This is a genomic window from Reichenbachiella sp. (assembly GCF_965223055.1).
In the GTDB taxonomy this organism is placed as follows: Bacteria; Bacteroidota; Bacteroidia; order Cytophagales; family Cyclobacteriaceae; genus Reichenbachiella.
This window is the reverse complement of record NZ_CBDCVM010000012.1, coordinates 122573-145441: the sequence shown is the minus strand read 5'-3', so window position 1 is coordinate 145441 and position 22869 is coordinate 122573. Positions and strand designations below refer to the sequence as shown.

The window sequence follows — 22869 nt, the reverse complement described above, 5'->3', positions numbered from 1 at the left end:
GAATTAATTCAAGGCCAAATCAAAACCTCAATGATCACTGACATGCCTGTATTTTGAGGAATTTGAAAAGCGTAGTGAAAAAATATAAAAACGTCACTTCGAGGAATCGAGAAGTCCCCTGCGGCATTGCAGTCAGCAAGGGACTTCTCTCCATCGATCGAAGTGACGCAGAGTTTGAAATAGTCGTGTTTCGCTAATAGAAAATCTACTCCTTAATGTATCCTTTTCTCTTCAGAATAGTCTCAACGAATTTGATCTCGTTGTTGGAGTTAAAAATTCTGTGTGGTAGGTGCACATGCTGTGCCTTATTTATGGTCAAAAGGAAATGATCCTTGCCTGCTACGGCTCTTTTGATATTTTCCCATTTCATGGGCATACCTTGCTTGCTGTTGAGTTTGATCAAAATCTGCTGACTATTGATTTCATAGCTTAGTTTTTCAAACATGAACTTGCCCTGCTCCAATTGCGAGATTCCAGCAAACTGGATCAACCAAAACAAGATATACAACGTCAAGGCGATACTTGCGCCTGTGATCCACCAGTGGTTTGGAATCCAAAAATACCCGGCACAAATAGCCAAATAAATCAAAATCACCCACCATTGATCTTTTATCAAATTGCCAAATGCCAACTTCACATACGTCCCTGTGGTCATTTGATATTTTTTAGTTTTTACGTTCATTATTATTTAATTGCTTTCAAACTAATATCTAAACTGGCATAAGAGTGTGTCAGCGCACCTATCGAAATATAGTCTACACCAGTCTCTGCCATTTCTTTTATGTTCTTTTCAGTAATTCCTCCAGAGGCTTCCGTTTTGCATTTACCCCCAATGAGCTGGATGGCTTCACGCATTGCAGAAGGCAGCATATTATCCAGCATAATCACATCGATACCGCCTACCTCTATCGCATCACGCACTTCATCCAAATTTCTGGTCTCTACCTCTATTTTTAAGTCCTTGTCATTTTCCACAAGGTATTTTTTAGTGCGCTCTACTGCTGCTTTGATGCCACCAGCATAATCCACGTGATTGTCCTTGAGCATCACCATATCATATAAGCCAAACCGGTGATTTTCTCCTCCGCCTATTTTCACTGCCCACTTTTCACAAATACGGAAGTTAGGGCCAGTCTTTCTGGTATCTAGCAATTGCGCTCCAGTATGCTTAATCATGTCAGCCAGCTCTCTTGTATAAGTAGCTATGCCACTCATGCGTTGCATACAGTTGAGCACCAACCTTTCGGTAGAAAGAATAGATCGTGCCTTTCCTTTCACTGTCAGTCCGACTTCACCCTCTGATACCACATCGCCATCCTTCTTGAGCAAAGTCACCTCTAGTTCGGTATCGAATCTTTTGAAGATCCATTCTGCGAGTTGCAGCCCTGCGATCACACCATCACTTTTAATCAATAATCTGGCTTCTTGCTGCAAATCTTCAGGTATCGACGCGAGCGTACTATGATCCCCATCTCCAATGTCCTCTTTGAGGGCGGAGTCAATAAATTTAAATATGGCCTTTTTGGTCAGATACTTAATTTTCATTGTTGAAATTAGAGTTTTCGGCTGCTGCGAGGCGCAAAAATATACAACTGAGGTTTATTGAGACAATGAAATAATGAGTTATTGAAGCAATGCATTATGGAAACAATGAAATAATAAGGTTTCAATAGCCAATTACTCATTAACTTCATCCCAAATAACTATCTCACAATGAATCAAGTTTCCGGCCAACTCATAGACATCCTCAACCGCTCAACCTATCCCGCTGTCATTCATTTTGAAAATGGTGTAATTCAAAACATTGAAAAAACAGATGAGGCACCAGACCAATATATACTGCCAGGGTTTGTAGATGCGCATGTGCATGTAGAAAGTTCTATGTTGGTTCCTTCTGAGTTTGGTCGATTAGCCGCAGTTCACGGCACGGTAGGCACCATCTCCGACCCACATGAGATCGGCAATGTACTTGGCGTGAAAGGGGTAGAATATATGATTGAAAATGGAAAGCAGATCAATTTCAAATTTCATTTCGGCGCCCCGTCTTGTGTACCTGCTACCACTTTTGAAACTGCTGGTGCTGAAATCAATGTAGATGATGTGGAGTACCTACTCAAAAAACCAGAAATCAACTATTTAGCTGAGATGATGAACTGGCCTGGTGTGCTATTCAATGACGAGACCGCTTTCGCCAAAATAGCCAAAGCCAAAGCATTGGGCAAACCAGTAGATGGTCATGCCCCTGGTTTGATAGGCGAACAAGCCAAGACCTATGCTGCCGCCGGAATCAGCACCGATCATGAATGTTTTACGCTGGAAGAAGCACAAGAAAAACTCGACTGTGGTATGAAAATCCTCATTCGTGAAGGAAGTGCCGCCAAGAATTTTGAAGCCCTTATTCCTCTATTGGATAAAAACTATGAAAGAATCATGTTTTGCTCGGATGACAAGCACCCTGACAATTTAGTAGAAGGTCATATCAATTTATTAGTGAAACGCGCCTTGGCCAAGGGCAATGATTTGTATAAAGTGCTGCAAGCTGCTTGTGTCAATCCTGTGAATCACTACAATATGAATATCGGACTACTGCAAGAAAATGATCCTGCAGACTTCATATTGGTTGACAACATCGAAGATTTCAATGTTCAACAGACCTGGATCAATGGAGCAATGGTGGCTGAAAACGGCACCTCCAACATCCCAAAAGTCCAAAACACAATCATCAATAATTTTGATTGCCAACCAAAAACTGCAGATCAATTCAAAATAGAGATAAAAGGAAGCAAAGTCCAGGTGATGGAAGCTCTGGATGGTCAGCTTATTACCAATTTACTTTCGTTTGACAGTGGATTGATCTACAACCAAAACCAAACGAATACGGACGAAGATATTCTGAAAGTCACTGTGGTTAACCGCTACAAAGAAGCGACGCCTGCCATTGGTTACATCAAGAATATTGGATTGAAAGAAGGAGCCATCGCTTCTTCAGTTGGCCATGATTCACACAACATTATTGCCGTTGGTGTAGATGATGAGTCGATAGCCATGGCAGTGAATTTGATTATCGCAGCTAAAGGTGGCGTATCGGCCGTTGGAAAAGGTGAAGAGCAGCTGCTAGAGCTGCCTGTAGCCGGCATCATGTCTGAAAAAGATGGCTATGAAGTGGCTGAAGCCTATAGCCAAATAGACGCCTTCGCAAAATCGCTGGGCTCATCACTCAACTCGCCTTTTATGACATTGTCTTTCATGGCGTTACTCGTCATCCCCAAAGCCAAGATGAGTGACCTTGGATTTTTTGATGGGGAGAGCTTTAAGTTTATCGATGTTTTTACGGACTAGAACTATATTGCCATCATGAATAAATCTCTTTCGCGAAATATATTTATTGGCCTTTTTGCAGGCATACTTATTGGGCTCTTTTTAGGAGAATATGCGGAGCCCTTAGGGTTCATAGGTGATGCATTTATTGGCTTGATGCAAATGACTGTGATGCCCTATATCATGGTTTCTATCTTAGGCAATCTGGGCAAAATCAACTTGTCCAAACAAAAAAAGCTGATCTATTCTGCGACTATAATTTTGATATGCTTCATGGGTGTGGGGTTAGTATTCTTGGTTGTGCTTCCTATGTTTTTTCCAACCTGGCAATCCTCTTCATTCTTCAGTTCCAGTCTGGTGCTTCCTCCCCAGGCGATTGATTTTATCAAGATTTACATTCCTTCCAACTTGTTTGGTGCTATGTCTAACAATGTGGTTCCGGCCGTGGTTCTTTTTTCTATCATTGTAGGCATTGCTCTCAATTCTATTCCTGACAACAAAAAATTGATTCATGCCTTTGATGTGATCGCTGATGCACTCAACAAAGCCAACAAGTACATTGTAAAATTGACTCCTTACGGCCTATTTGGTATTGCTGCTCACACCACAGCCACACTTTCTTTGGATGAGCTTGGGTTGATCCAGGTATATATGGTCATTTATACCATGGCAGTAATACTCATAGGTCTTCTATTTCTACCGATGATAGTATCAGCCATCACTCCTTTCAAATACAAGGACATTTTGGGTATCCCTAAAAGCTCACTGATCACCATTTTTGCGACTGGGAAGATTGTGATTCTGTTGCCACAACTCATTGAAAATATCAAGTCGCTTTTCGAGAAATATGGCCATAAAGATGAGGAGATAGATTCCAGCGCAGAATTGGTCATGCCTTTGGCCTATCCATTTCCGAATTTAGGCACTTTGGTCATCATGGTTTTCATTCCATTTGCAGCTTGGTTTGCCGGGCAAGAGTTTAGCATAAATGATCAAGCGGTTTTCCTGGCCTCTGTACTGATGAGCAGTTTTGTGGCACCCATTGCTGGCATTCCATTTCTATTAGATGTTTTGCATTTGCCCCATGATGTCTTTCAGCTATTTATCGTCAGTACGGCATTTACCGATCGAATTCGAGTGGTACTAGGAGCCATTCATTTATTTACGCTATCAGTCATTGCCATCGCTTATGCCAAAGGATTGTTAAAAATAAGTTGGCCGAAGGTTTTTAGAGCCATTTCAATCACTACTGTAGCTACAGTGGTGACTTTACTACCATTCAAACTACTTATAGGTGATAGCTTTCAGGCGTCGTTTGATAAATATGAATCGTTTGCTAAAATGGACATTAAATCAATAAGAGCCCCAGAAGGACATGTCGATTCATTAACTCAACGTATACCCAAATCCATACTGGACATTGAAAAAAGTGGTATTATGAAAGTTGGCTACATGTCAGATGCACTTCCATATGTATTCAGAAACAATAATGGCGAAATGGTCGGCTATGATGTAGAACTCATGCACATTTTGGCCAAAGAGCTCAATGTGACTATTCATTGGGTAGAAGTTCCAAGAAGTAGTATTGTTAACTATGTCAATAGTGGTTATGTAGATATATTTTTATCTGGGCATCCTGTCTTGGGTGATGTCATGGAACATGTAGAATTTACCCAACCATATGCCGAGATTAATCTTGCCTTGCTCGTCAAAGATTATGACAGGAATAGGTTCAAAACCAAAGCAGATATTTGGGCTGACCCTGATGCCATTTTTGCTACTAATCAATCTTCTTACTTAAGAGTGAGAATACAAGAAGAACTGCCAACAGTAAAATTTCAAAATATATCGAGTGCAAGACAATTTTTGACTGGAAAGGTGGAAGCGGATGCCATGTTCTTCAGTGCAGAGGCCGGTTCAGCCTGGACCCTAGTCTATCCAGATTATAGTGTCGTTCGACCTAAAGATTTACACATCAAATTACCAGTAGCTATCATGTTGGCTAGAAACAATACTAACCTAGAGCGCTATTTGAATAATTGGATAGAATTGAAAAGATATGACGGCACATTAGATCGACTTTATTGCAATTGGATATTGGGAGAGGGTACAAAAATAGAGGAGAAAAAATGGTCGGTCATCAGGAATGTATTACACTGGGTAGATTAACATGGATCTGATTTACACGCTCAATATTATTGGTACGTTTGTATTCGCCATATCAGGCGCTATTACAGCTTCTGAGAAAAAGATGGATGCTTTCGGGTCTGCTGTCATTGCACTGATCACTGCGCTTGGTGGAGGTACGCTTCGCGATATTCTGATAGGCAGTCAGCCAGTAGGGTGGATGATGGATACCAACTATCTCTATACGGTTTTGGCCGCATTGGCTTTTAGTTACTTTTTCAAAAAGTGGATAGTGAAACTCACACGAACCATGTTTTTGTTTGACACGATTGGGATCGGTCTTTTTGCCGTTTTGGGTATGCAAAAAACGCTAACTTATGGCCTATCTCCTGCTATTGCGATAATGATGGGAGCAGTTTCTGCGGTTTTTGGCGGCGTACTCAGAGATGTGCTTTCTAACAGAGTTCCGCTCATATTTCGAAAGGAGATATATGCGACAGCATGTTTAGCGGGAGCATCCCTTTACTATGCACTTACTTTTACCTCACTTCCAGCCAGTTGGTCTATATGGATTGCCGTTGTCGTCGTGATGGGCATTAGAATACTAGCTGTAAAAAGAGGATGGGGTCTGCCAGGGATCAAGTAACTAAATACCATGTATAGCTGATTCTCAAGAACAAAATAATATAAATCAACCAGATCCAACGAGTATATGCAGCCACCAACATGATTGCTATAAATAATGAGCGAACCAACGTTTTGATGTCTAGTCCTACCTCTATGATAAAATGAGAGGAAACAAATACAGAGAGCAATATCATGAGTAGTTTGAACCGCTTTTGAAAATAAATCCGAACATCCAGATTCTCCTTACTTTCAGGTGTATAGACATGTGTCGCCATCAAAAAAACCAAGGGTGAGAGTAAGTAAGAAAGAAAAATATAATATGATTGAAAGGTATTTTCAAGGTGTGTGAAAAACTGGTAGAAGTTATGAAATGCAACTTCCAACATCAAAATACCGGTCAGGATAAAAGGAATGTATGGTTTTTTATCTTCAAAAAAAATCCTCCATGGGGAGACTAGTTCGGCTATGGCTATGCCGTAAATCAATAAAGGCAGAATGGCAAAATACTCTTGTGGTTGCATATTAAAATCTCTTTCTTTAAATCTTTTTGGAAATTTAACGTAAAACAAGAAAAAAACTTAGCCCTGATGCTACTCTCCGAATTCCCAGATATTCATTGGCTGAAAAAAGCCATTCAGCAAAACTTCTCAGAGAAGCGATCATGGGATAATAAACCTTTGCCTGCTATGGGCTGGCCAACTGCGATACTAAATGTAAAAACCAAGCAGGTGGAGCGAACAGATATCAAAGGGCCATTCTCTCTATTTCTAAACCTTGCGGGTAAGAGCCAAGTGACCTGCGATCAAAAATCTGTTCAGCTTAATACCGACACCTATCTACTCAGCAATCATGGTCAACACTATGACCTATTGATAAACGAAAAACAATCTACAGAAACCTTCAACATTCATTTTGGTGAAAAGCTCTATCAGGACACTATTCATACGCTCACAAAATCAGATGACCAGCTTTTAGATGAACCTTGTACTCAGGTCATCAAATTCAACCAATGTGTCAGGACTCATTTCAGAGGACCCCAGTTCAATACACTTGTAGAAAAAGTACAAGCCAACTATCAAAATGAAGAAAAGGAAAGTAGTCTTTTTGACCTGCTGAGTTACCTATTGATAGAAAACAATAAACAACTTCGTCAAACTGAGAACCTTTTTAGTGTAAGATCCGCCACCAAAGAAGAGCTGATCAAGCGGATTTACTTGTCCGTAGATTTTATTCACTCCAACTTCAACAAGCCTATCACACTAGATCAATTGGCCGAAGTGGCGATGCTTTCTAAATTTCACTTTTTACGTACTTTCAAATCAATTTTCAAAGTGTCTCCACATCAATACATCAAGCAGATTCGGCTCCAAAAAGCTATTGCGCTAATCAAAGAGGATCAATTACCACTCTACCTTGTAGCCCAGCAAGTCGGCATCGAAAATGGTAGCTCTTTGAGTAGAATGATGTATCAATTGACAGGACAACGACCTTCGTCATTTACCAGTAATTAGCAATTTTGGTCATCACGGTTGCAAGACTGAGTTTTTAATTTTGATTATCATAAAACAAGTAATCATGAATTATTATCTCATTGCTCAAGTTTCCTTTGTCATTCTCACAGCTATCTGCCTCCTCGTCATATTCAAAGGTTTGAAAATTGGAATCAAAAATTTTGAAGAAACGCAGCGCAAACGAATACTCAAACGATACTGGATTGTTCTTTCTATTTGGATAGCCTTTACTTCAGTGGCTTCACTCTCGGGATTTACCACTGATTTTGACAGCCTACCTCCCAGACCCGCTTTGTTTATAGTAATTCCAGCTATTGTACTTGTTTTCATTTTGAGTTCAAAACAAACCTCACTCATTTTGCAATCTATTCCTCCCAAATATTTGATCAACATACAAATATTTAGGGTACCAGTAGAATTCCTTTTGTGGCTGTTACTACTTGCTGGTGTCACGCCTATTCAGATGACTTTTGAAGGACAGAATTTCGACATTCTCGTTGGCCTTACTGCTCCACTAGCTGCCTATCTGGCATTCGCAAGAGGAAGAATAAATAGAAAACTGGCTATTGCCTGGAATGTTTTTGGTCTAGTACTTCTTGCAAATATTTTGGTCATTGCGGTACTTTCTATGCCCACTCCTCTGCGCATATTTATGAACGAACCTGCGAATACTGAAGTCGGAAAATTTCCAGTCATATTCTTACCAGCCATCTTGGTTCCCATTGCTTTCTACTTCCATGCGTTTTCCATCAAACAGCTACTGATGAAAACAAAATAGACTTGAGACAAATTGTTAGACAGTATTCAATCCTTTCATGAATCGAATGCTTGTTTCCAATCTGATTAGATCATCTTTGGAAAAGAAACCATTCAATTATGACCGACACGCTAGCAAAACAGCTCACTCAAATTATTGAGCAATCCCTTCAACAATTTGACTCTATATCAGAAGAAGCCTGGAATAACAAACCCACGCCGGAGAAATGGAGCAAAAAAGAAGTACTTGGACACCTGGCTGATTCTGCCATGAACAATATCCATCGTTTCATCCGAATCAAACAAGGTGATCAAACCAACATTTGGTACGATCAAAATTTTTGGGTGAAGGCTGGTGATTACGAAAGTCAAAATTTAGCATCTGTCAAAGCCTTATGGGAAGCTTTGAACCTGCAAATCGCTCGTGTTTGGAGAAATTTATCTGACGAAGACCTACAAAAAACCATTCCAGTAAAGGATGAGGTGCCTACATTGAAGTTTCTGATGGAAGACTATATTGATCACCTCAATCATCACTTGAAACAGATACTTTAAGATTTGTTTAGTAGCTCTTTGACTTTCTGTTTATAAGTTCTACTGATCGGCAATTGCTCACCTGCTACTTGGACCTGCTCAGCATTGAAGCTTGTGATTTCATTTCTATTGACTAAAAATGATCTGTGGACTCTAATGAATTCTTTGGGTAGTTCTTTTTCAATCTTACTGATTTTTGCCTTAGTGACGATCGGTGAGTTATCACCATTGGTATGAATCTTAACGTAATCGGAAAGGCTCTCTATATATAAAATTTGCTCGTGAGGGACTTTGCGGTTTTTTCTTTCCACACGCACTAGTAAATAACCCTGTTCGGCTTTCTTCTGCTCATATTCCAATCTCTCAACTCTATTACTAGAGGTTTGATATTTTTTGAATAATAAAAAGAACCCTTGAGTAAAAACAATAGCGAATAAAGTCACGCTCAAATTGGATACATCCAAAATAGAAGGGTGCATGGCCGATACTCGATAATTGGCTAAATAAATAAAGGCTAGAAAGATCATAATAATCTCCAAATGGGCAGAGACAATAAAAAGATAGATGAAATAGAGAACAAATTTTCCCTTTCTTCCTTTCATTAGATATTTCGGAACTAAATAAAAGTTGAAGAAATAGGCTGTACCAATCACCACGGGAAATAGAATAGTAACGAAATATATGGAGTACAAATAGCTCTCAAATGAATTTCCATAAAGGAGAATAAGCACTATATACACCACCAGCCAAAACAGGCTCTGACTCTTTATTGTCATTGGTTTTTTCTTTCAATATTCGCTAAATATATTCACAGTTGCGGCATTTGTCGACGACCGACAGGTCTAGCGACGGATTCTACCTAGGTGCGAATAAAGCCTCCTCCTAGCTTTGGAACAAATATTTTCAAACTAAAAAAAGAAATATCATGATTGATTTATTATTTGAAGGAGGCATTCTATTTATGAGTATTCTGACCATCACACTAGCCATAAGCCTAGGCCTAACTATTTTCCACTTGGTCAATAAAACTCAAGACGAAAGTCAATTGGCTTTGATTAAGTCTGTTGGACTCTTTGCACTTGTATTTGGCATCTTGGGACAATTCATTGGGTTGTATGGTGCGCTACAGCATATCAGTCAAGTAGAATCAGTATCATCCGCTATGTTAGCCGGAGGTATTCGGGTTTCTTCTATCACCAGTATTTATGGCATGATTATTTTTGTTGTGAGTTATCTGATGTGGTTTATCATAAAGTTGATCTCTTCCAATAATTAAGTGATATAGATCAGCATTCATTAGTCAGATTGTCCAAAGTTCATCAGTACCTTTGGGCAATCATGACAGACATCCAAAACAGGGCAGACATTGATCAACTCATCCATACTTTTTATGAGAAAATTATGGCAGATAAGGAAATTGGCTTTTTTTTCACTGAAGTTGTAAAGTTGGACTTGGATCATCACCTTCCAAAGATTGCTGACTTCTGGGAAACCACTTTGTTTCATCATGCCAAGTACAAGGGCAACCCCATTACCCCTCATGTGGCCATGCACGAGAAATCGCCTATGACTCAAGCTCACTTTGACCGATGGGTTAAAGTTTTTTGCGAAACTATAGATGATTTGTTTTCAGGAGCGAAAGCCGAGATGGCTAAGCAGCGAGCACATTCAATTGCCACGGTGATGTTGATAAAAATCAAAACCGTCTCGAACGCTTGAGTTTTCCCTTGCGGTTATAATATTTCCAAGTTCCTGTAGGCTCTCCTTTTTTATACTTTTCGTCTGAAGAGATTTTCCCATTATCATGATAAGAAATCCATGTGCCATGCGGAAGTCCATCGAGATAGTTTTCCTGTACTTGCAGTTCGCCATCAAGGTAATATACATTTCGGCTACCATTTCCATTGGAAAGGGTTCCTTTAGGTAGAGTTTCTCCTTGCTCAGAAAAATATTCACTCACATCCAACAACAATCCGTGCTTCCAGTTTTCATCCTGGATCAGTTGTTCATTTTCATAAAAATGCCCCCAAAGACCATTCTTTAGGTCTGCTTGATAGGCTCCTATAGACTTCAATTTTCCCGACTCATAGTAGTCTATCCACTGCGCGTCCTTCAAATTATTCTTGTATTTGCCTTCTGACTGAAGAGTCCCAGATTCATGAAAATATTTCCAAAGTCCTTGCTTGTGACCTGCCTGATACTGACCAATCGAAAACATGATACCTTGAGGAGTCATGCTCACCCAAGTACCAGATTTCAAATCTGACTGATACTGTCCTTCTACACTTAGTGAACCATCCTTAAAATATTCTCTGTACTTTCCATTGCGTACACCGTTAATATAATTGGCTTCTAGTGTTTTTTTTCTGTTGTAATGATATTCCTCGACTTTTCCGTTGAGCAATCCAAATTGATAAGTTTCTGTTCGTTTTATTCTTCCATTGGAATAATAGTAAGTCCAAGTGCCGACAGGCAATCCATCCTCATAAAATTTTTCATAATTCTTATTGCCCAATGAAGAACGCTCTATCCATATACTATCTTTCTTTCCTTCCTTATAATAGCCTGAAAGTGCAACTAACGCATTGTCATAGTATTCGAAATATGCCCCGTGTAACACATCGTTTTCAAAATTCGCCGATGAAATAAGACTTCCAAAATTGTCAAATGAATTGTAGGGCCCTTCTTTCTTCCCTTCTCTTAGAAGAATGGCTTCCGATACAGATTGATCGAAATATTTTAACCAAACACTATCTGGAATTCCTTGCGAGTAGTAGCCTGTCACAATCATGCCATCCCTTCTTCGCTCAAACTTCCAATATCCTTCACGTTTTCCTGAAACAACCACTCCTTTTGCCTGAAATGTGGTATCAACAGTCACTTCTTTATAAAAATTCTGTGCCTTGGTAAAAAAAGGGGAAAGTATAAATACTAGACATAAGAGTGTACATTTTTTCAAATGCATAGAAAGATTAGTCGTTTGCCACAAAGCAAACAATTAACGTGCTAGGATCGATAAAATTTCAAACAATTTTTACCAACGGATCAAAGCCGACGCCCAGGTAAATCCACTACCGAAGGCTGCCAAACATACCAGATCTCCTTCTTTTACTTTGCCTTCTTCCAGTGCTTCGCTCAAGGCCAATGGTATAGAAGCAGCCGTAGTGTTGCCGTACTTTTGAATATTGTTGAATACACGGTCATCAGAAAGCTTCATTTGCTTCTGGATAAATTGGCTAATTCGTAAATTGGCTTGATGAGGAATGAGCATATCTATGTCGTCAGCCTGATATCCATTCTGAACTAGCGCTTCCTGAATGACTTGTTGAAACCTAACCACAGCATGTTTGAAAACAAAATTTCCATTCATGTATGGATAGTATCGAATATCTTCAGGATCATTCCTTTCAATATAGTTGGGTACCCAATCTGTAGTAGCCGGACCAATGAGTGCCAACTCTTCGGCATGCTGACCTTCGGAATGCAGGTGTGTAGATAGGATACCTTTCCCTGCTTCATCAGTGGCCTGCAAAACGGCCGCACCTGCACCATCACCAAAAATCACAGATACACCACGTCCTCGTGTAGTGAAATCCAAACCTCCACTATGCACTTCACTTCCTACCACCAATATGGTTTTGTACATCCCAGTTTTGATGAACTGATCCGCTACAGAAATGCCATATACAAAACCCGAACATTGATTTCTAATATCTATGGCTCCAATTTCTTTTTTGAAGCCTACCTGCTTCTGAAGCATTACTCCTGGGCCTGGAAAATAGTAGTCCGGACTAAGTGTGGCAAAAACGATAAAATCGATATCATCTACTGCAACACCAGCCTTCTCTATAGCCATTTTTGAAGCCTTAGTCGCCATGGTAGAAGTAGTATCCTCTCCTCCAGGCTTAACATGTCTTCTTTCTTTGATACCTGTTCGCTCCTGAATCCAGGCATCATTGGTATCCATGAGTGGTTCCAACTGTTGGTTGGTGACTACATTGTCAGGAACATAATGTCCCATTCCGATAATCTTCGCACTTTTCATATTTATCATTTTTGGCTCTTCGAATATAGTACTACTCTAATACTAGCACCTCTATTCTTCTATTTAATTCTCGGCCCTCTTTTCCTGATCATTAGATGCCAGTGGAACGGCATATCCATAGCCCTTGGTAACCACGCGATTTTTCGCAACACCATGATCAGTCAAATATTTGGCTACAGCCCTAGCTCTTAGGACTGAAATCTTTAGGTTGGTCTTTTCATCGCCAATATTATCAGTATGTCCGGCAATTTCCACGTTCAAATCAATATTTTCTTTCATTACTTTCAGAAGGGGCTCCAGTTTTGGAGCTTCAGATGCATCCAATTGCACTTCACCAAATCCAAAATAGATATTGGAAAGTAGTGCCTTATTCGTAGGTCTAAACTTACTGCCAATATTTTCTACATCGGTATAGGCAGGATCATGATAATCGCTCGTTACAGCAATGTGTGTTTTTTCCTGGTCAATGGAAAAGTCTTTATTTAATGTACCCACAGACGCTGGAGGGGTTTGTATCACTTCCTGGTATACCAAATCGTCATGAAAAAAGATTTCAATCCTCAGTTGATCATCGCTGCCTACATTCACCTCGTATTTGCCATCCTGGTCCGTCATCGTCTTCAATTCCAATCCAGTATTTCTCTTAGGGTAAAAATGAATTTCAGCATCTTCTGCAGGCAAGCCTTTACTATCTATAATAGTCCCTGTGAGTAAGATTTTATTGGACTCATGGAAAAAGAAAATATCATACCCGCCCATAGCACTGAGCCTATCAGAAACAAAATAGCCTGAATTGGTATTGTTATCGATTTTAAACTGAATGTCGTGACCAATTGAATTGGTAGGATAGCCTAAAGAGATCGGTCTTGACCAACTATTGTTTGAAGCATCGAATTCTGACTTGAATACATCATAGCCCCCAATCGAACCAAATCCTTTGGAACTGAAATAAAGTGTGTTTCCATCATCTGAGAGGTAAGGATAATCTTCATCTAATTCTGAAGTAAGAATTTCGGACAGCAATTCAGGTTTTGACCAATGATTGTTTTCAGGATTCAATCTGGATATAAATAGGTCCAAATCAGCTGACTTTCCCCTTTTTCTATGGGCAAATAAAATAGTGTTTTCATCCTCATTGATAAAAAAATGGGACTCCAACTTTGATTCTGACACCTGTCGACTCAGCGATTCTGGCTTGGTCCAATTTCCTTCATCATTGAAACTGGAATATAGGCTACCTTTCTTGTCTCCTTTGTACAAATAGATTTTACTTGATTCATTCACCACTTCTATATTGGCATTTTTTTCTTCAAATGACCCAAAATGTTTCAATATGGTAGGTTCGCTCCAGACACCATCTGACCTTATGCTATGATAGGTTTGAAACGGCTCCTTTTTTCCATCTCCTTGTCTGTCAGAAAGGAAGAGCAATTCATTGGATTGGCTAAAATAAACGGGACTAAACTCGATGGATCTAGAATTAACAGGAGCAGGCAGCTGATCTATTTCATAATTTTCCGAAAGGCTATGATGGATTTCAGCCCGCTCAGCCCAATCAATGAAAAACTTAGTTTCTTCTATTATTAAGGAGCTTTTGTATTTGTCTAATGTCAAAAATTTGTTCCAACTATCCGCTGCCTTCTTGAATTGATTTTGATGAAAATAGGCACGCCCCAGCCAGTAATAATAAAATTTATCACGCTTGCCTTGAGTGCTCTTATATTTTAGTAGGTCACTCATGGGTGAGTTCCTCGGATCGAGCAAAGCATTGCAGATCACCAATCTATAGGCGGCCGTTCGATTGTCTGAATCTATTTCCAGCACTTGTTCATACTCCTGTGCAGCAGTAAGCAATTCTTCTGCATAGAAGTGTTTTTGTGCCTTTTTTTCCAGTTTTTCTACGTCTTGACTATAGCACCACCAAGAAAGTGAACACAGTACTACAAGTATTGTACATTTTCTAAAATACATTACATCATATTGTCTATAATCTCAATATGCTTGTAATAAGATACGAATTTTTGAAAAGAATAGAAACTACTGACTAGCAGTTAATCAAACAGCGTATAATTTCCCAACTGGTCAACAGACGATTCTGGTTTGATTAGATGATCTCCATTATTCGATACATTGGTGATCAGCGGAGATACAGAGTGGTAGCTGATTTGTCCCAGGCTTTCAGTATTGTTGAGTATATCCATTAACTCTTCCAGGGTTGAATAACTATCTAACCATTTTTTCTCCAAGTCCTTGGGGATCACTCCAGGCATAGTTGTCCCAAACTCAGGTATATTTATGTAGTTGGGAATTTCGATGACCTTAAATGTGAAATGCACATTCCCGTCCATGTCTTCATTTTCCTCCCAAATAGCAGGAAGGCTAAACATGGTTTCGGAGGGATTATAAAAATAATGCGGCGTTTTTCTTTTCTTGCTGTATTGTTTCCATTGATAAAACCCATTAGCCGGCACCAAGCATCTATGCTTTTCTAAAGCATTCCGCAGTGTAGTTTTAGACATCAACTGGTCTCTTTCGCAAGTCAACAATTTAGGAGAGATACTTTTATTATTAGACCATTCTTTATTTGTGCCCCAAAAAACAAAAGAAATTTGTCCTTTAGCAGCATCTGTCACCACTGGAAGTTGTTGGGCAGGGGCGGCGTTATAGTTGGGTACAGTAAACTCTTCACCTTTCAAGCCATATCTGGCATTTATAGCTTCAAAATCTGAGTAAATCGCATACCTATCTAACATAAAAAAATATTCTAAAGCTGATTAATGAATCTAAAAGCTCGGTCTTCAGACCAAAAGGTGCCATTGTTTTGTTTAGAAGAAAAACCCACATGGCCTCCAAATTTAGGCATCTCAAAATAAACATTTTTCGAAGATTCGAATTTTGTTTGGTCAAAACAAGATTCTGAGAGAAAAGGATCATTCAAAGCGTTTACAAGAAGCGTAGGAACCTCTATCCCTTCGATAAAAATTTCTTGCACTGCACTTAGCATAATAATCATCAGCAGAATCAAACCCATGCAATGGAGCGGTCACCACATTGTCAAACTGATACATATTCTCTACTTTCATAAGCTGATCTACATCAACAGACCCAGGAATTTTCTCATTTTTTGCCTTTCCTTTTATTTTAAGTGATTTCAAAAAACGGTTACAATAAATAAAATTATGAGGTTTATCAATTTCATGACAAACCCCTTTTAGGTCAATTGGAACAGAAAAAGCAAAAGCAGATTTGATATTTTTATTTCGTTTTGCTTCACCCAAATATTTTAACGTGAGATTTCCACCTAAGCTAAAGCCACCCATGGTAATATTAGGAATCTCTTGTTTCAAAGCGAAATTCACTACAATGTCCAAATCCTCAGTTGCACCGCTATGATAAAACCTCGCCGTATTATTCATTTCTCCACTACAACCTCGGCAATTCCATGCAATCACATTCCACCCTTCGTTATGAAATTTCTTTACCATGCCTTCTATATAAGGCCTATGACTGTCTCCCTCCAATCCATGCGACAAAATGAGCAACCTATCAGAATCAGAACGGTACCAATCCAAATCCAAAAAATCTTGATCTGGTGTATCAATTCTAATCCGTTCATAGGAAGGCAAATTTTTCACTTGGCGTATAATTCCCGGAATTATCGTTTCAAGGTGTCTATTAAAAAGAAGTTTGGGACGTTGATAGTCAGAAGAATGGATTATCGGCATTGAAAATTACTACGTGTTTTTTTTGCTCAAATTTAAAATTTTAAAATATTCTAAGCGATTCTTTTCGAAAACTATATTTTTTTCACCGTTAACGTAAACGAATCAAAATTTTCAATTTAGATAAGTTTGATTAAACCCTATTTCGAGCTAATTTAGCCGTTCGATTTTTAATTAATCATAAATAATGGCGGAAGTAATTAAGATGCCTAAGATGAGCGACACCATGGAAGAGGGTGTAATCGCGTCTTGGCTAAAAAAAGTAGGGGATGAAGTAAAATCTGGAGACATTTTGGCCGAAGTTGAAACGGACAAAGCCACGATGGAATTAGAATCTTACGACGATGGCGTATTACTTCATATCGGAGTAGAAGAAAAATCCGCCGTTCCAGTAGATGGTGTGATTGCTATCATTGGTGAAAAAGGTGAGAAAATTGATGATCTCTTGGCAGATATATCTGGCTCTTCAGCCCCAGCGGCTAAGGAAGAAGCTCCCGCCGCTGCTCCGGCACCAGCTGCCAGCGCAGAAAAAATTGACACTTCAGGTATTAATGCTCAGGTGATCAAAATGCCAAAGATGAGCGATACGATGACCGAAGGAGTCATTGCTTCTTGGATAAAGAATGTTGGCGATGATGTCAAATCTGGTGACATTTTAGCTGAAGTAGAAACAGACAAAGCAACAATGGAACTGGAGTCATATGACGACGGTGTCCTACTATATAGAGCAGTTGAAGCTGGAAACGGCGTCCCAGTCGATGGCGTGATTGCGATCATTGGTGAAAAAGGAGCTGATTTCGAGACGCTCCTAAAAGCAGAAGCTGCGAATACCGAAGCACCTGCTCAAGAAGAAAAGAAAGAAGCGGCTCCAGCACCTGCCGCCGCACCAAAAGCTGCCGCCGCACCTGCACCGGTAGCTCAGGCGGCTCCAGCAGTCAATACTAATGGACGAGTTATAGCAAGTCCATTGGCAAAAAGTTTGGCTAAAGAAAAAGGATATGACATTTCATTGATCCCAGGCACTGGTGATGGTGGAAGAATCATTAAAAGAGATGTAGAAGCATTTGTTCCTTCGGCTGTCCCAGCTGCAGGTGGAGTAGCTGCCACAGGCGCCTTTGGCATAGAAAGCTACGAAGATGTACCAGCTTCTCAAATGAGAAAGGCAATTACAAAAGGAGTTGACTGCCAGTCAATTTGGCGCACCACACTTCTATCTTGACCATGGAAATCGACATGGACAAAACCATAGAAGCAAGAAAAAGCATCAATGAACTGGCACCGGTGAAGATTTCTTTTAATGATATAGTCGATCAAAGCTGTAGCAGCTGCCTTGAGAAAGCATCCAGATGTTAACACTTACTGGATAAGTGACGACACACAATCGTATCAGAAAGAACCACCATATAAGCGTAGGTGTGGCCATGGCAACAGAAGAAGGTCTTGTGGTTCCTGTCGTGAAATTTGCAGACACCAAAACATTGGCTCAGATATCAGCTGAAGTGAAGGATTTTGGTGCTAAAGCCAAAGCAAAGAAAATTCAGCTAGAAGAAATGCAAGGCAATACGTTCACTGTATCTAATTTGGGCATGTTTGGTATTGAGCAGTTTACTTCAATTATCAATGCGCCAGAGTCTTGTATCCTGGCAGTAGGCGGAATCAAACAAACTCCTGTCGTGAAAAACGGAGAGATTGTACCTGGCAATGTAATGAAAATCACACTGACTTGTGATCACAGAACAGTAGATGGTGCTGTAGGCTCAGCTTTCCTTCAAACACTGAAAGGATTCATCGAAGATCCTGTAAGAATCTTGATATAAAAACAAATTTGAAAGGAGAGGTTAACCTCTCCTTTTTTTATTCGTTTGAATTTTTTTAAACCAATAGACATGTCGAAATTCCCAAAAATAAAATCAACCACTGTTTGTGCCATCAAACACAATGGACAAGTAGCCATAGGTGCGGATGGTCAAGCCACACTTGGCAATACCGTTGCGAAAAGCAACGTGAAAAAAATCAGGAAACTTCAAGACGGTAAAATTGTAACTGGTTTTGCCGGTTCTACTGCAGATGCCTTCACGCTTTTAGAACGCATGGATGAAAAGCTCAATTCCTACGGTGGCAATATGAAAAGAGCCGCCATCGAATTGGCCAAAGACTGGCGAATGGATCGTTATCTTCGCAGGTTGGAAGCCATGCTCATCGTGGCTGACAAAGACGAAATATTAGTAGTATCAGGCACGGGTGATGTATTAGAGCCGGATAATGACATAGCAGTAATTGGGTCAGGTAGTATGTACGCTCAATCAGCTGCTTTAGCATTAAAAAAGCATGCAAGCCAATTGTCTGCAGAAGAAATGGTTAGAGAAAGCCTAAATATAGCAGCTGATATCTGCATCTATACCAATCACAATTTGGTGGTAGAAAAGGTGGATTGATAATAATCTTACCCAAATCAATATCAATTTTACATCTTCTTATTTCTGATAAAATTCTAACGGAATTGATTCAGAGATATTTTTGAGCTCTAGGCCTATTGGTTAGATTTGCCGGACTAAATTGAACAACCATGGATATTAAAAAAATCGCCCTAAATGACCTCCACGAATCTCTTGGTGGAAAGATGGTCCCATTCGCCGGATACAATATGCCGGTACGTTATAGCTCAGACAAAGAAGAACACATCCAGGTACGTGAAAGCGTTGGTGTATTTGACGTTTCTCATATGGGAGAATTTCTTCTGGAAGGGCCCAAAGCCTTGGACCTTATCCAAAGAGTAAGTAGCAACGATGCCTCAAAATTGGTGGATGGCCAGGCACAGTATTCTTGTTTGCCTAATGAAGAGGGCGGCATAGTGGATGATTTGATCATCTATCGCATGGCTGATGAAAAGTACTTCCTTGTTGTAAATGCTTCTAACATCGAAAAAGACTGGAACTGGATTTCCAAGTACAATACGGAAGTAGTAAAAATGACCAACCTTTCCGATGAATATTCACTGTTTGCCGTGCAAGGACCAAAAGCAGTTGAAACCTTACAGAAATTGACAGATGTTGACTTGAGTGAAATCAAGTTTTACACCTTTGTGGAAGGCAAAATAGCAGGTGTGGATGACGTAATCATATCAGCTACAGGCTACACTGGAGCTGGTGGGTTTGAGTTATATATCAAAAACAAGGACGCCGAAGCGGTTTGGAAAAAAGTTTTTGAGGCTGGCGAAGAATTTGGCATTCTTCCTATTGGTCTTGGCGCCAGAGATACCTTGAGACTAGAAATGGGGTACTGCCTTTATGGAAATGATATCACAGACACCACTTCTCCACTCGAAGCTGGCCTTGGCTGGGTGACTAAGTTCACTAAAGAATTTACAAACTCTGCCAATCTTGCTAAGCAAAAAGAAGAAGGCGTTACCCGAAGGTTGGTAGGTTTCATTATGGAAGACAAAGGTATTCCAAGAGGGCATTATGAAATAGCTGATGCCGATGGCAATATCATTGGTGAAGTAACTTCAGGTACCATGTCTCCACTAATGGGTGTAGGTATTGGTTTGGGCTATGTGAAAGTTGGACATCACAAAGCAGACTCAGAAATTTATATTCAGGTTAGAAATAAGTCACTCAAAGCCATAGTAACCAAATTACCACTTTACAAAAAATAGATTGAAAAAAAATATAGACGTTTGTCTCTCTCCAAATCTCATAGATCTCTATGATCTTGAAGGAAAAATTGTAGTTGTTGTTGATATTCTAAGAGCGACCTCCGTAATGGTCACTGCCATGGCACATGGGGCAAAAGAAATCATTCCGGTAGCTACGCTCGAAGAGGCAAAGTCATATTTAGACCAAGGCTTCTTGTGTGCTGCCGAGCGTGGTGGCTCACAAGTAGATGGTTTTCCTTTGGACAACTCACCGTTCAGTTATATGAACGAAGAAATCAAAGATCAACCTATCGTAATAACCACTACCAATGGTACTTTGGCCATTACCAAGTCAACTACAGCTGATCAAGTGCTTGTGGGTGCCTTTTTGAATATCCAGGCAGTGGCTGACTACATCATCAATCAAGACAAAGATGTGATTGTGCATTGTGCCGGGTGGAAAGGCAAAACCAATATGGAAGATACCCTTTTTGCTGGGGCTTTGGTAGATCTATTGACCGATACCCACGAATTGGCCTGTGACACCGCGCACCTTTCTCTAAAATACTACCAGTCTGTAAAAGATCATCTCTTTGAAACGGTTAAGAATTCCGCTCATGCCAAACGTTTGAACAAATTGCATGTCATCAAAGACATTGAGTTTTGTGTAAAACAGAGCATTTATGATCTAGTACCTGTCCTTAAAGAAGACAAGTTGGTTCCGGCTAACTAGTGTGACTAACCACATAATCTTCCACTCTTCTTTCTGATTTATACACTTTTTCTTTGCGATAGCTTTCAAAGTGCTTTTCATGCACCTCCAATAAGTCGTCATAAGGTCCCCTTGGTGAGATCAGCTTGGCTAAAATGGGTGCAATTTCCAGCATGATGAATAAGAGAATGATGAAAGTATTGGCGTAATAGATGGTATCATATTTATTTCCCAGTCTGTTTAATGCAGTCAACTGAAAAGAAACTCCATTGATGTCATTCACTTCAATCTGACTCAGGTCATTTTTCTTTAATTTATCAAGCCGCTCAAGTTCGACTACAATTTTCTGATCAATAGCTTCACTTTTCGTAATCAATTCATCTAACTCTGCTTGAGCTTGATCTGCATTTTTTTTCTTGATTTGGTATATCGGTCCAGGGTTAACTTTTCCGCTGCCTCCAGTTCCGTCCGCCTCTTGTCTTGCTATATCTAGCAACTCATTTCTATTTTTTTCCTTCTTATCAAGAGCCTCTTTTAAAGTTTTCTGTTCTGATTTGAGCGAATCGGTATGAAACTGTATCTGGCCTGAATAGTTTTTTCACTACTTGCTATCAACTCCTGCTTTATTAAATCCAATTCGGTAATTATCTCCTTTTCGAAAATTTTTAGCTCAAGCGGTTTTGAAATAACCAGAGCGATTAAAACTGCCAGTATCATTCTTGGTGCAGCTTGAATATACTCCTTGAAAGAGTCATGGGATTTTCGCATGCTCAGTACAATAAACCTATCCAGGTTAAAAATCATTAGACCCCAGACTAAGCCAAAAACTAAAGGCCAAATCAATTGATCAAATACAAAATACATCGCATAGGCTGATGAAATAGCAGCAAGCAAACCAGTAAAAAATACAGTAGCTCCCACCCCAACAAATTTGCTCTTCTCCGAAGTGCATCTATTGAGTATAGAGAAGGAAGCGCCAGAACAGTAGCAGAAGAATTGTTCAAGTTTATTCATAATGGTAAGTTTTGACCTTTGGTAAATTAATAGGTATTAACTAGTTCCTGTTATTACCTATTACATAAACAAAAAAATAGACTAAGAAAGTACCCTTGCAGGAAGCATGAACAATGCTCTGATGAATGCAAACACGCCTTCAACTGCAAACCCTACTAACCTAAAGGGTAGTAAAAACAACCAAATGAGTGGATAAAGGAAAAATAGTCCGATGGCCAACGGCCAGCAAATGACCAATAATATAAGCCAAAGTAGTAGTTTCATAATTCTGAGTTTTACTTCTCCTAACGAAAGAGCAATCTTTTTGTTGGCAAAGCCAATCCTTGGATTTAATGATTTCAATAAACAAAATTTGAATGCCTGCAGAAAAGCCCTAATTTTAGTGCTCTTGGCATAATATTCGCTTCTATCAGACAAATTTAATACTATGAAAAAGTCTCTTCTTTTGGCCATTACCTTACTCATTGGAATAGCCAGTTACGGGCAGACAACCACAGAAAACGTAAAACTTGCCTTGAACGCCGGTAGTGCAAAAGAACTCATCAAATATTTCAATGAGGTAACAGAATTGAAAATAGATGATTCAGGAGCTAACTATAGCCGTATTCAAGCAGAATCTGTACTCAGGGACTTCTTCCAACAAAATCAAGTAGAGAATTTCGATTATATACATAAAGGCGCTTCTCCTGAGGGGCTTAAATACAATATAGGAATGTATAATGCCAAATCCGGTACATTTCGTGTTGTTATCTTACTCAAAGAAGTAAAAGGACAATATGTAGTGGATACTATGAATTTAAATAAAGAGTAAACACTACTTCTTACCTTTTTCAATAGGCGCTAGCCAAATGACAGATTTGTAAAGCCTC

The 22869-nt window shown here is 39.6% G+C and carries 24 protein-coding genes and 1 pseudogene; 13 read left to right on the top strand and 12 right to left on the bottom strand.

Features of this window, described 5'->3' with window-relative positions; all coding sequences use genetic code 11:
• Nucleotides 1-205 precede the first annotated feature (205 nt).
• A complete protein-coding gene (locus ACOQO5_RS15905) occupies nt 206-682 on the bottom strand; it encodes a YcxB family protein (protein ID WP_420582680.1) in 477 nt (158 codons plus the stop codon).
• A 2-nt stretch (nt 683-684) separates the two neighbouring features.
• Entirely contained in the window at nt 685-1545 is an 861-nt protein-coding gene (gene nadC / locus ACOQO5_RS15900) for a carboxylating nicotinate-nucleotide diphosphorylase (protein ID WP_420582679.1), read from the bottom strand.
• Nucleotides 1546-1713: 168 nt separating this feature from the next.
• Between nadC and ade the strand changes: the two genes are divergently transcribed.
• Genes ade through ACOQO5_RS15885 form a run of 3 tightly spaced genes read left to right on the top strand, consistent with a single transcriptional unit; the run spans nt 1714 to nt 6091 of the window.
• A complete protein-coding gene (gene ade / locus ACOQO5_RS15895) occupies nt 1714-3339 on the top strand; it encodes an adenine deaminase (protein WP_420582678.1) in 1626 nt (541 codons plus the stop codon).
• Between the two features lie 15 nt (nt 3340-3354).
• Nucleotides 3355-5487, top strand: coding sequence for a cation:dicarboxylate symporter family transporter (locus tag ACOQO5_RS15890; RefSeq protein ID WP_420582677.1), 2133 nt, complete (start codon nt 3355-3357; stop codon nt 5485-5487).
• A gap of 1 nt (nt 5488) precedes the next feature.
• Nucleotides 5489-6091, top strand: coding sequence for a trimeric intracellular cation channel family protein (locus ACOQO5_RS15885; RefSeq protein WP_420582676.1), 603 nt, complete (start codon nt 5489-5491; stop codon nt 6089-6091).
• On the opposite strand, the gene ACOQO5_RS15880 is transcribed toward ACOQO5_RS15885, so the two are convergent.
• Nucleotides 6084-6593, bottom strand: coding sequence for a hypothetical protein (locus ACOQO5_RS15880; RefSeq protein WP_420582675.1), 510 nt, complete (start codon nt 6591-6593; stop codon nt 6084-6086). The genes ACOQO5_RS15885 and ACOQO5_RS15880 overlap by 8 nt on opposite strands.
• A 66-nt stretch (nt 6594-6659) precedes the next feature.
• On the opposite strand from ACOQO5_RS15880, the gene ACOQO5_RS15875 reads away from it, so the two are divergent.
• From ACOQO5_RS15875 to ACOQO5_RS15865, 3 genes are all read left to right on the top strand, one after another.
• Nucleotides 6660-7583 (top strand): helix-turn-helix domain-containing protein, encoded by a 924-nt coding sequence (locus ACOQO5_RS15875; protein WP_420582674.1) that lies wholly within the window; start codon nt 6660-6662, stop codon nt 7581-7583.
• Nucleotides 7584-7647: 64 nt separating this feature from the next.
• Nucleotides 7648-8361: a hypothetical protein gene (locus tag ACOQO5_RS15870; protein WP_420582673.1), complete on the top strand. Its 714-nt coding sequence runs from the start codon at nt 7648-7650 to the stop codon at nt 8359-8361.
• Nucleotides 8362-8459: 98 nt separating this feature from the next.
• Complete coding sequence (locus tag ACOQO5_RS15865) at nt 8460-8894, top strand: DinB family protein (protein ID WP_420582672.1); 435 nt, start codon at nt 8460-8462, stop codon at nt 8892-8894.
• Here the strand turns inward: ACOQO5_RS15865 and ACOQO5_RS15860 are convergent.
• Nucleotides 8891-9649, bottom strand: a complete 759-nt coding sequence (locus tag ACOQO5_RS15860; protein WP_420582671.1) for a LytR/AlgR family response regulator transcription factor — start codon at nt 9647-9649, stop codon at nt 8891-8893. The two genes, ACOQO5_RS15865 and ACOQO5_RS15860, sit on opposite strands and share 4 nt — an antisense overlap.
• A 149-nt stretch (nt 9650-9798) precedes the next feature.
• Between ACOQO5_RS15860 and ACOQO5_RS15855 the strand changes: the two genes are divergently transcribed.
• Together ACOQO5_RS15855 and ACOQO5_RS15850 are read left to right on the top strand one after the other, a co-directional pair.
• Nucleotides 9799-10149: a MotA/TolQ/ExbB proton channel family protein gene (locus ACOQO5_RS15855; protein ID WP_420582670.1), complete on the top strand. Its 351-nt coding sequence runs from the start codon at nt 9799-9801 to the stop codon at nt 10147-10149.
• 62 nt (nt 10150-10211) lie between these two features.
• Nucleotides 10212-10592 (top strand): group III truncated hemoglobin, encoded by a 381-nt coding sequence (locus ACOQO5_RS15850; protein WP_420582669.1) that lies wholly within the window; start codon nt 10212-10214, stop codon nt 10590-10592.
• Here ACOQO5_RS15850 and ACOQO5_RS15845 read toward each other — a convergent pair.
• The 5 genes from ACOQO5_RS15845 to ACOQO5_RS15825 form a co-directional block, all read right to left on the bottom strand.
• Entirely contained in the window at nt 10570-11838 is a 1269-nt protein-coding gene (locus ACOQO5_RS15845) for a toxin-antitoxin system YwqK family antitoxin (protein ID WP_420582668.1), read from the bottom strand. The two genes, ACOQO5_RS15850 and ACOQO5_RS15845, sit on opposite strands and share 23 nt — an antisense overlap.
• Nucleotides 11839-11907: 69 nt before the next feature.
• The gene (locus ACOQO5_RS15840) at nt 11908-12918 is read right to left on the bottom strand and encodes a 3-oxoacyl-ACP synthase III family protein (RefSeq protein ID WP_420582667.1); all 1011 of its coding nucleotides are present in this window, start codon (nt 12916-12918) and stop codon (nt 11908-11910) included.
• 63 nt (nt 12919-12981) lie between these two features.
• Nucleotides 12982-14889: an OmpA family protein gene (locus ACOQO5_RS15835; protein WP_420582666.1), complete on the bottom strand. Its 1908-nt coding sequence runs from the start codon at nt 14887-14889 to the stop codon at nt 12982-12984.
• 80 nt (nt 14890-14969) lie between these two features.
• Nucleotides 14970-15671 carry an SOS response-associated peptidase gene (locus tag ACOQO5_RS15830; protein ID WP_420582665.1) on the bottom strand — a complete coding sequence of 234 codons (702 nt, stop codon included), beginning with the start codon at nt 15669-15671 and terminating at the stop codon, nt 14970-14972.
• 177 nt (nt 15672-15848) lie between these two features.
• Nucleotides 15849-16643, bottom strand: a complete 795-nt coding sequence (locus ACOQO5_RS15825) for a YheT family hydrolase (RefSeq protein ID WP_420582664.1) — start codon at nt 16641-16643, stop codon at nt 15849-15851.
• A 184-nt stretch (nt 16644-16827) separates the two neighbouring features.
• Here ACOQO5_RS15825 and ACOQO5_RS15820 point away from each other — a divergent pair.
• From ACOQO5_RS15820 to ACOQO5_RS15805, 4 genes and pseudogenes are all read left to right on the top strand, one after another.
• A pseudogene (locus ACOQO5_RS15820) lies at nt 16828-18457 on the top strand (2-oxo acid dehydrogenase subunit E2).
• A 69-nt stretch (nt 18458-18526) separates the two neighbouring features.
• Complete coding sequence (gene hslV, locus ACOQO5_RS15815) at nt 18527-19075, top strand: ATP-dependent protease subunit HslV (protein WP_318170232.1); 549 nt, start codon at nt 18527-18529, stop codon at nt 19073-19075.
• Nucleotides 19076-19206: 131 nt separating this feature from the next.
• Nucleotides 19207-20295 (top strand): glycine cleavage system aminomethyltransferase GcvT, encoded by a 1089-nt coding sequence (gene gcvT / locus ACOQO5_RS15810; RefSeq protein ID WP_420582663.1) that lies wholly within the window; start codon nt 19207-19209, stop codon nt 20293-20295.
• A gap of 1 nt (nt 20296) precedes the next feature.
• Nucleotides 20297-21007: a 2-phosphosulfolactate phosphatase gene (locus ACOQO5_RS15805; RefSeq protein ID WP_420582662.1), complete on the top strand. Its 711-nt coding sequence runs from the start codon at nt 20297-20299 to the stop codon at nt 21005-21007.
• Here ACOQO5_RS15805 and ACOQO5_RS15800 read toward each other — a convergent pair.
• The 3 genes from ACOQO5_RS15800 to ACOQO5_RS15790 all read right to left on the bottom strand — a co-directional run bounded on the left by ACOQO5_RS15800 (nt 21000) and on the right by ACOQO5_RS15790 (nt 22342).
• On the bottom strand, nt 21000-21566 hold the full coding sequence (locus ACOQO5_RS15800) for a DUF4407 domain-containing protein (protein WP_420583428.1): 567 nt from the start codon (nt 21564-21566) through the stop codon (nt 21000-21002). The two genes, ACOQO5_RS15805 and ACOQO5_RS15800, sit on opposite strands and share 8 nt — an antisense overlap.
• Nucleotides 21521-22000 carry a DUF4407 domain-containing protein gene (locus tag ACOQO5_RS15795; RefSeq protein ID WP_420582661.1) on the bottom strand — a complete coding sequence of 160 codons (480 nt, stop codon included), beginning with the start codon at nt 21998-22000 and terminating at the stop codon, nt 21521-21523. Before ACOQO5_RS15795 ends, ACOQO5_RS15800 begins: the two co-directional genes overlap by 46 nt.
• An 81-nt stretch (nt 22001-22081) precedes the next feature.
• Nucleotides 22082-22342, bottom strand: a complete 261-nt coding sequence (locus ACOQO5_RS15790) for a hypothetical protein (RefSeq protein WP_420582660.1) — start codon at nt 22340-22342, stop codon at nt 22082-22084.
• An 85-nt stretch (nt 22343-22427) separates the two neighbouring features.
• Here ACOQO5_RS15790 and ACOQO5_RS15785 point away from each other — a divergent pair, with 85 nt between their 5' ends.
• Nucleotides 22428-22811, top strand: a complete 384-nt coding sequence (locus ACOQO5_RS15785; RefSeq protein ID WP_420582659.1) for a DUF4783 domain-containing protein — start codon at nt 22428-22430, stop codon at nt 22809-22811.
• The last annotated feature ends 58 nt before the right edge of the window (nt 22812-22869 follow it).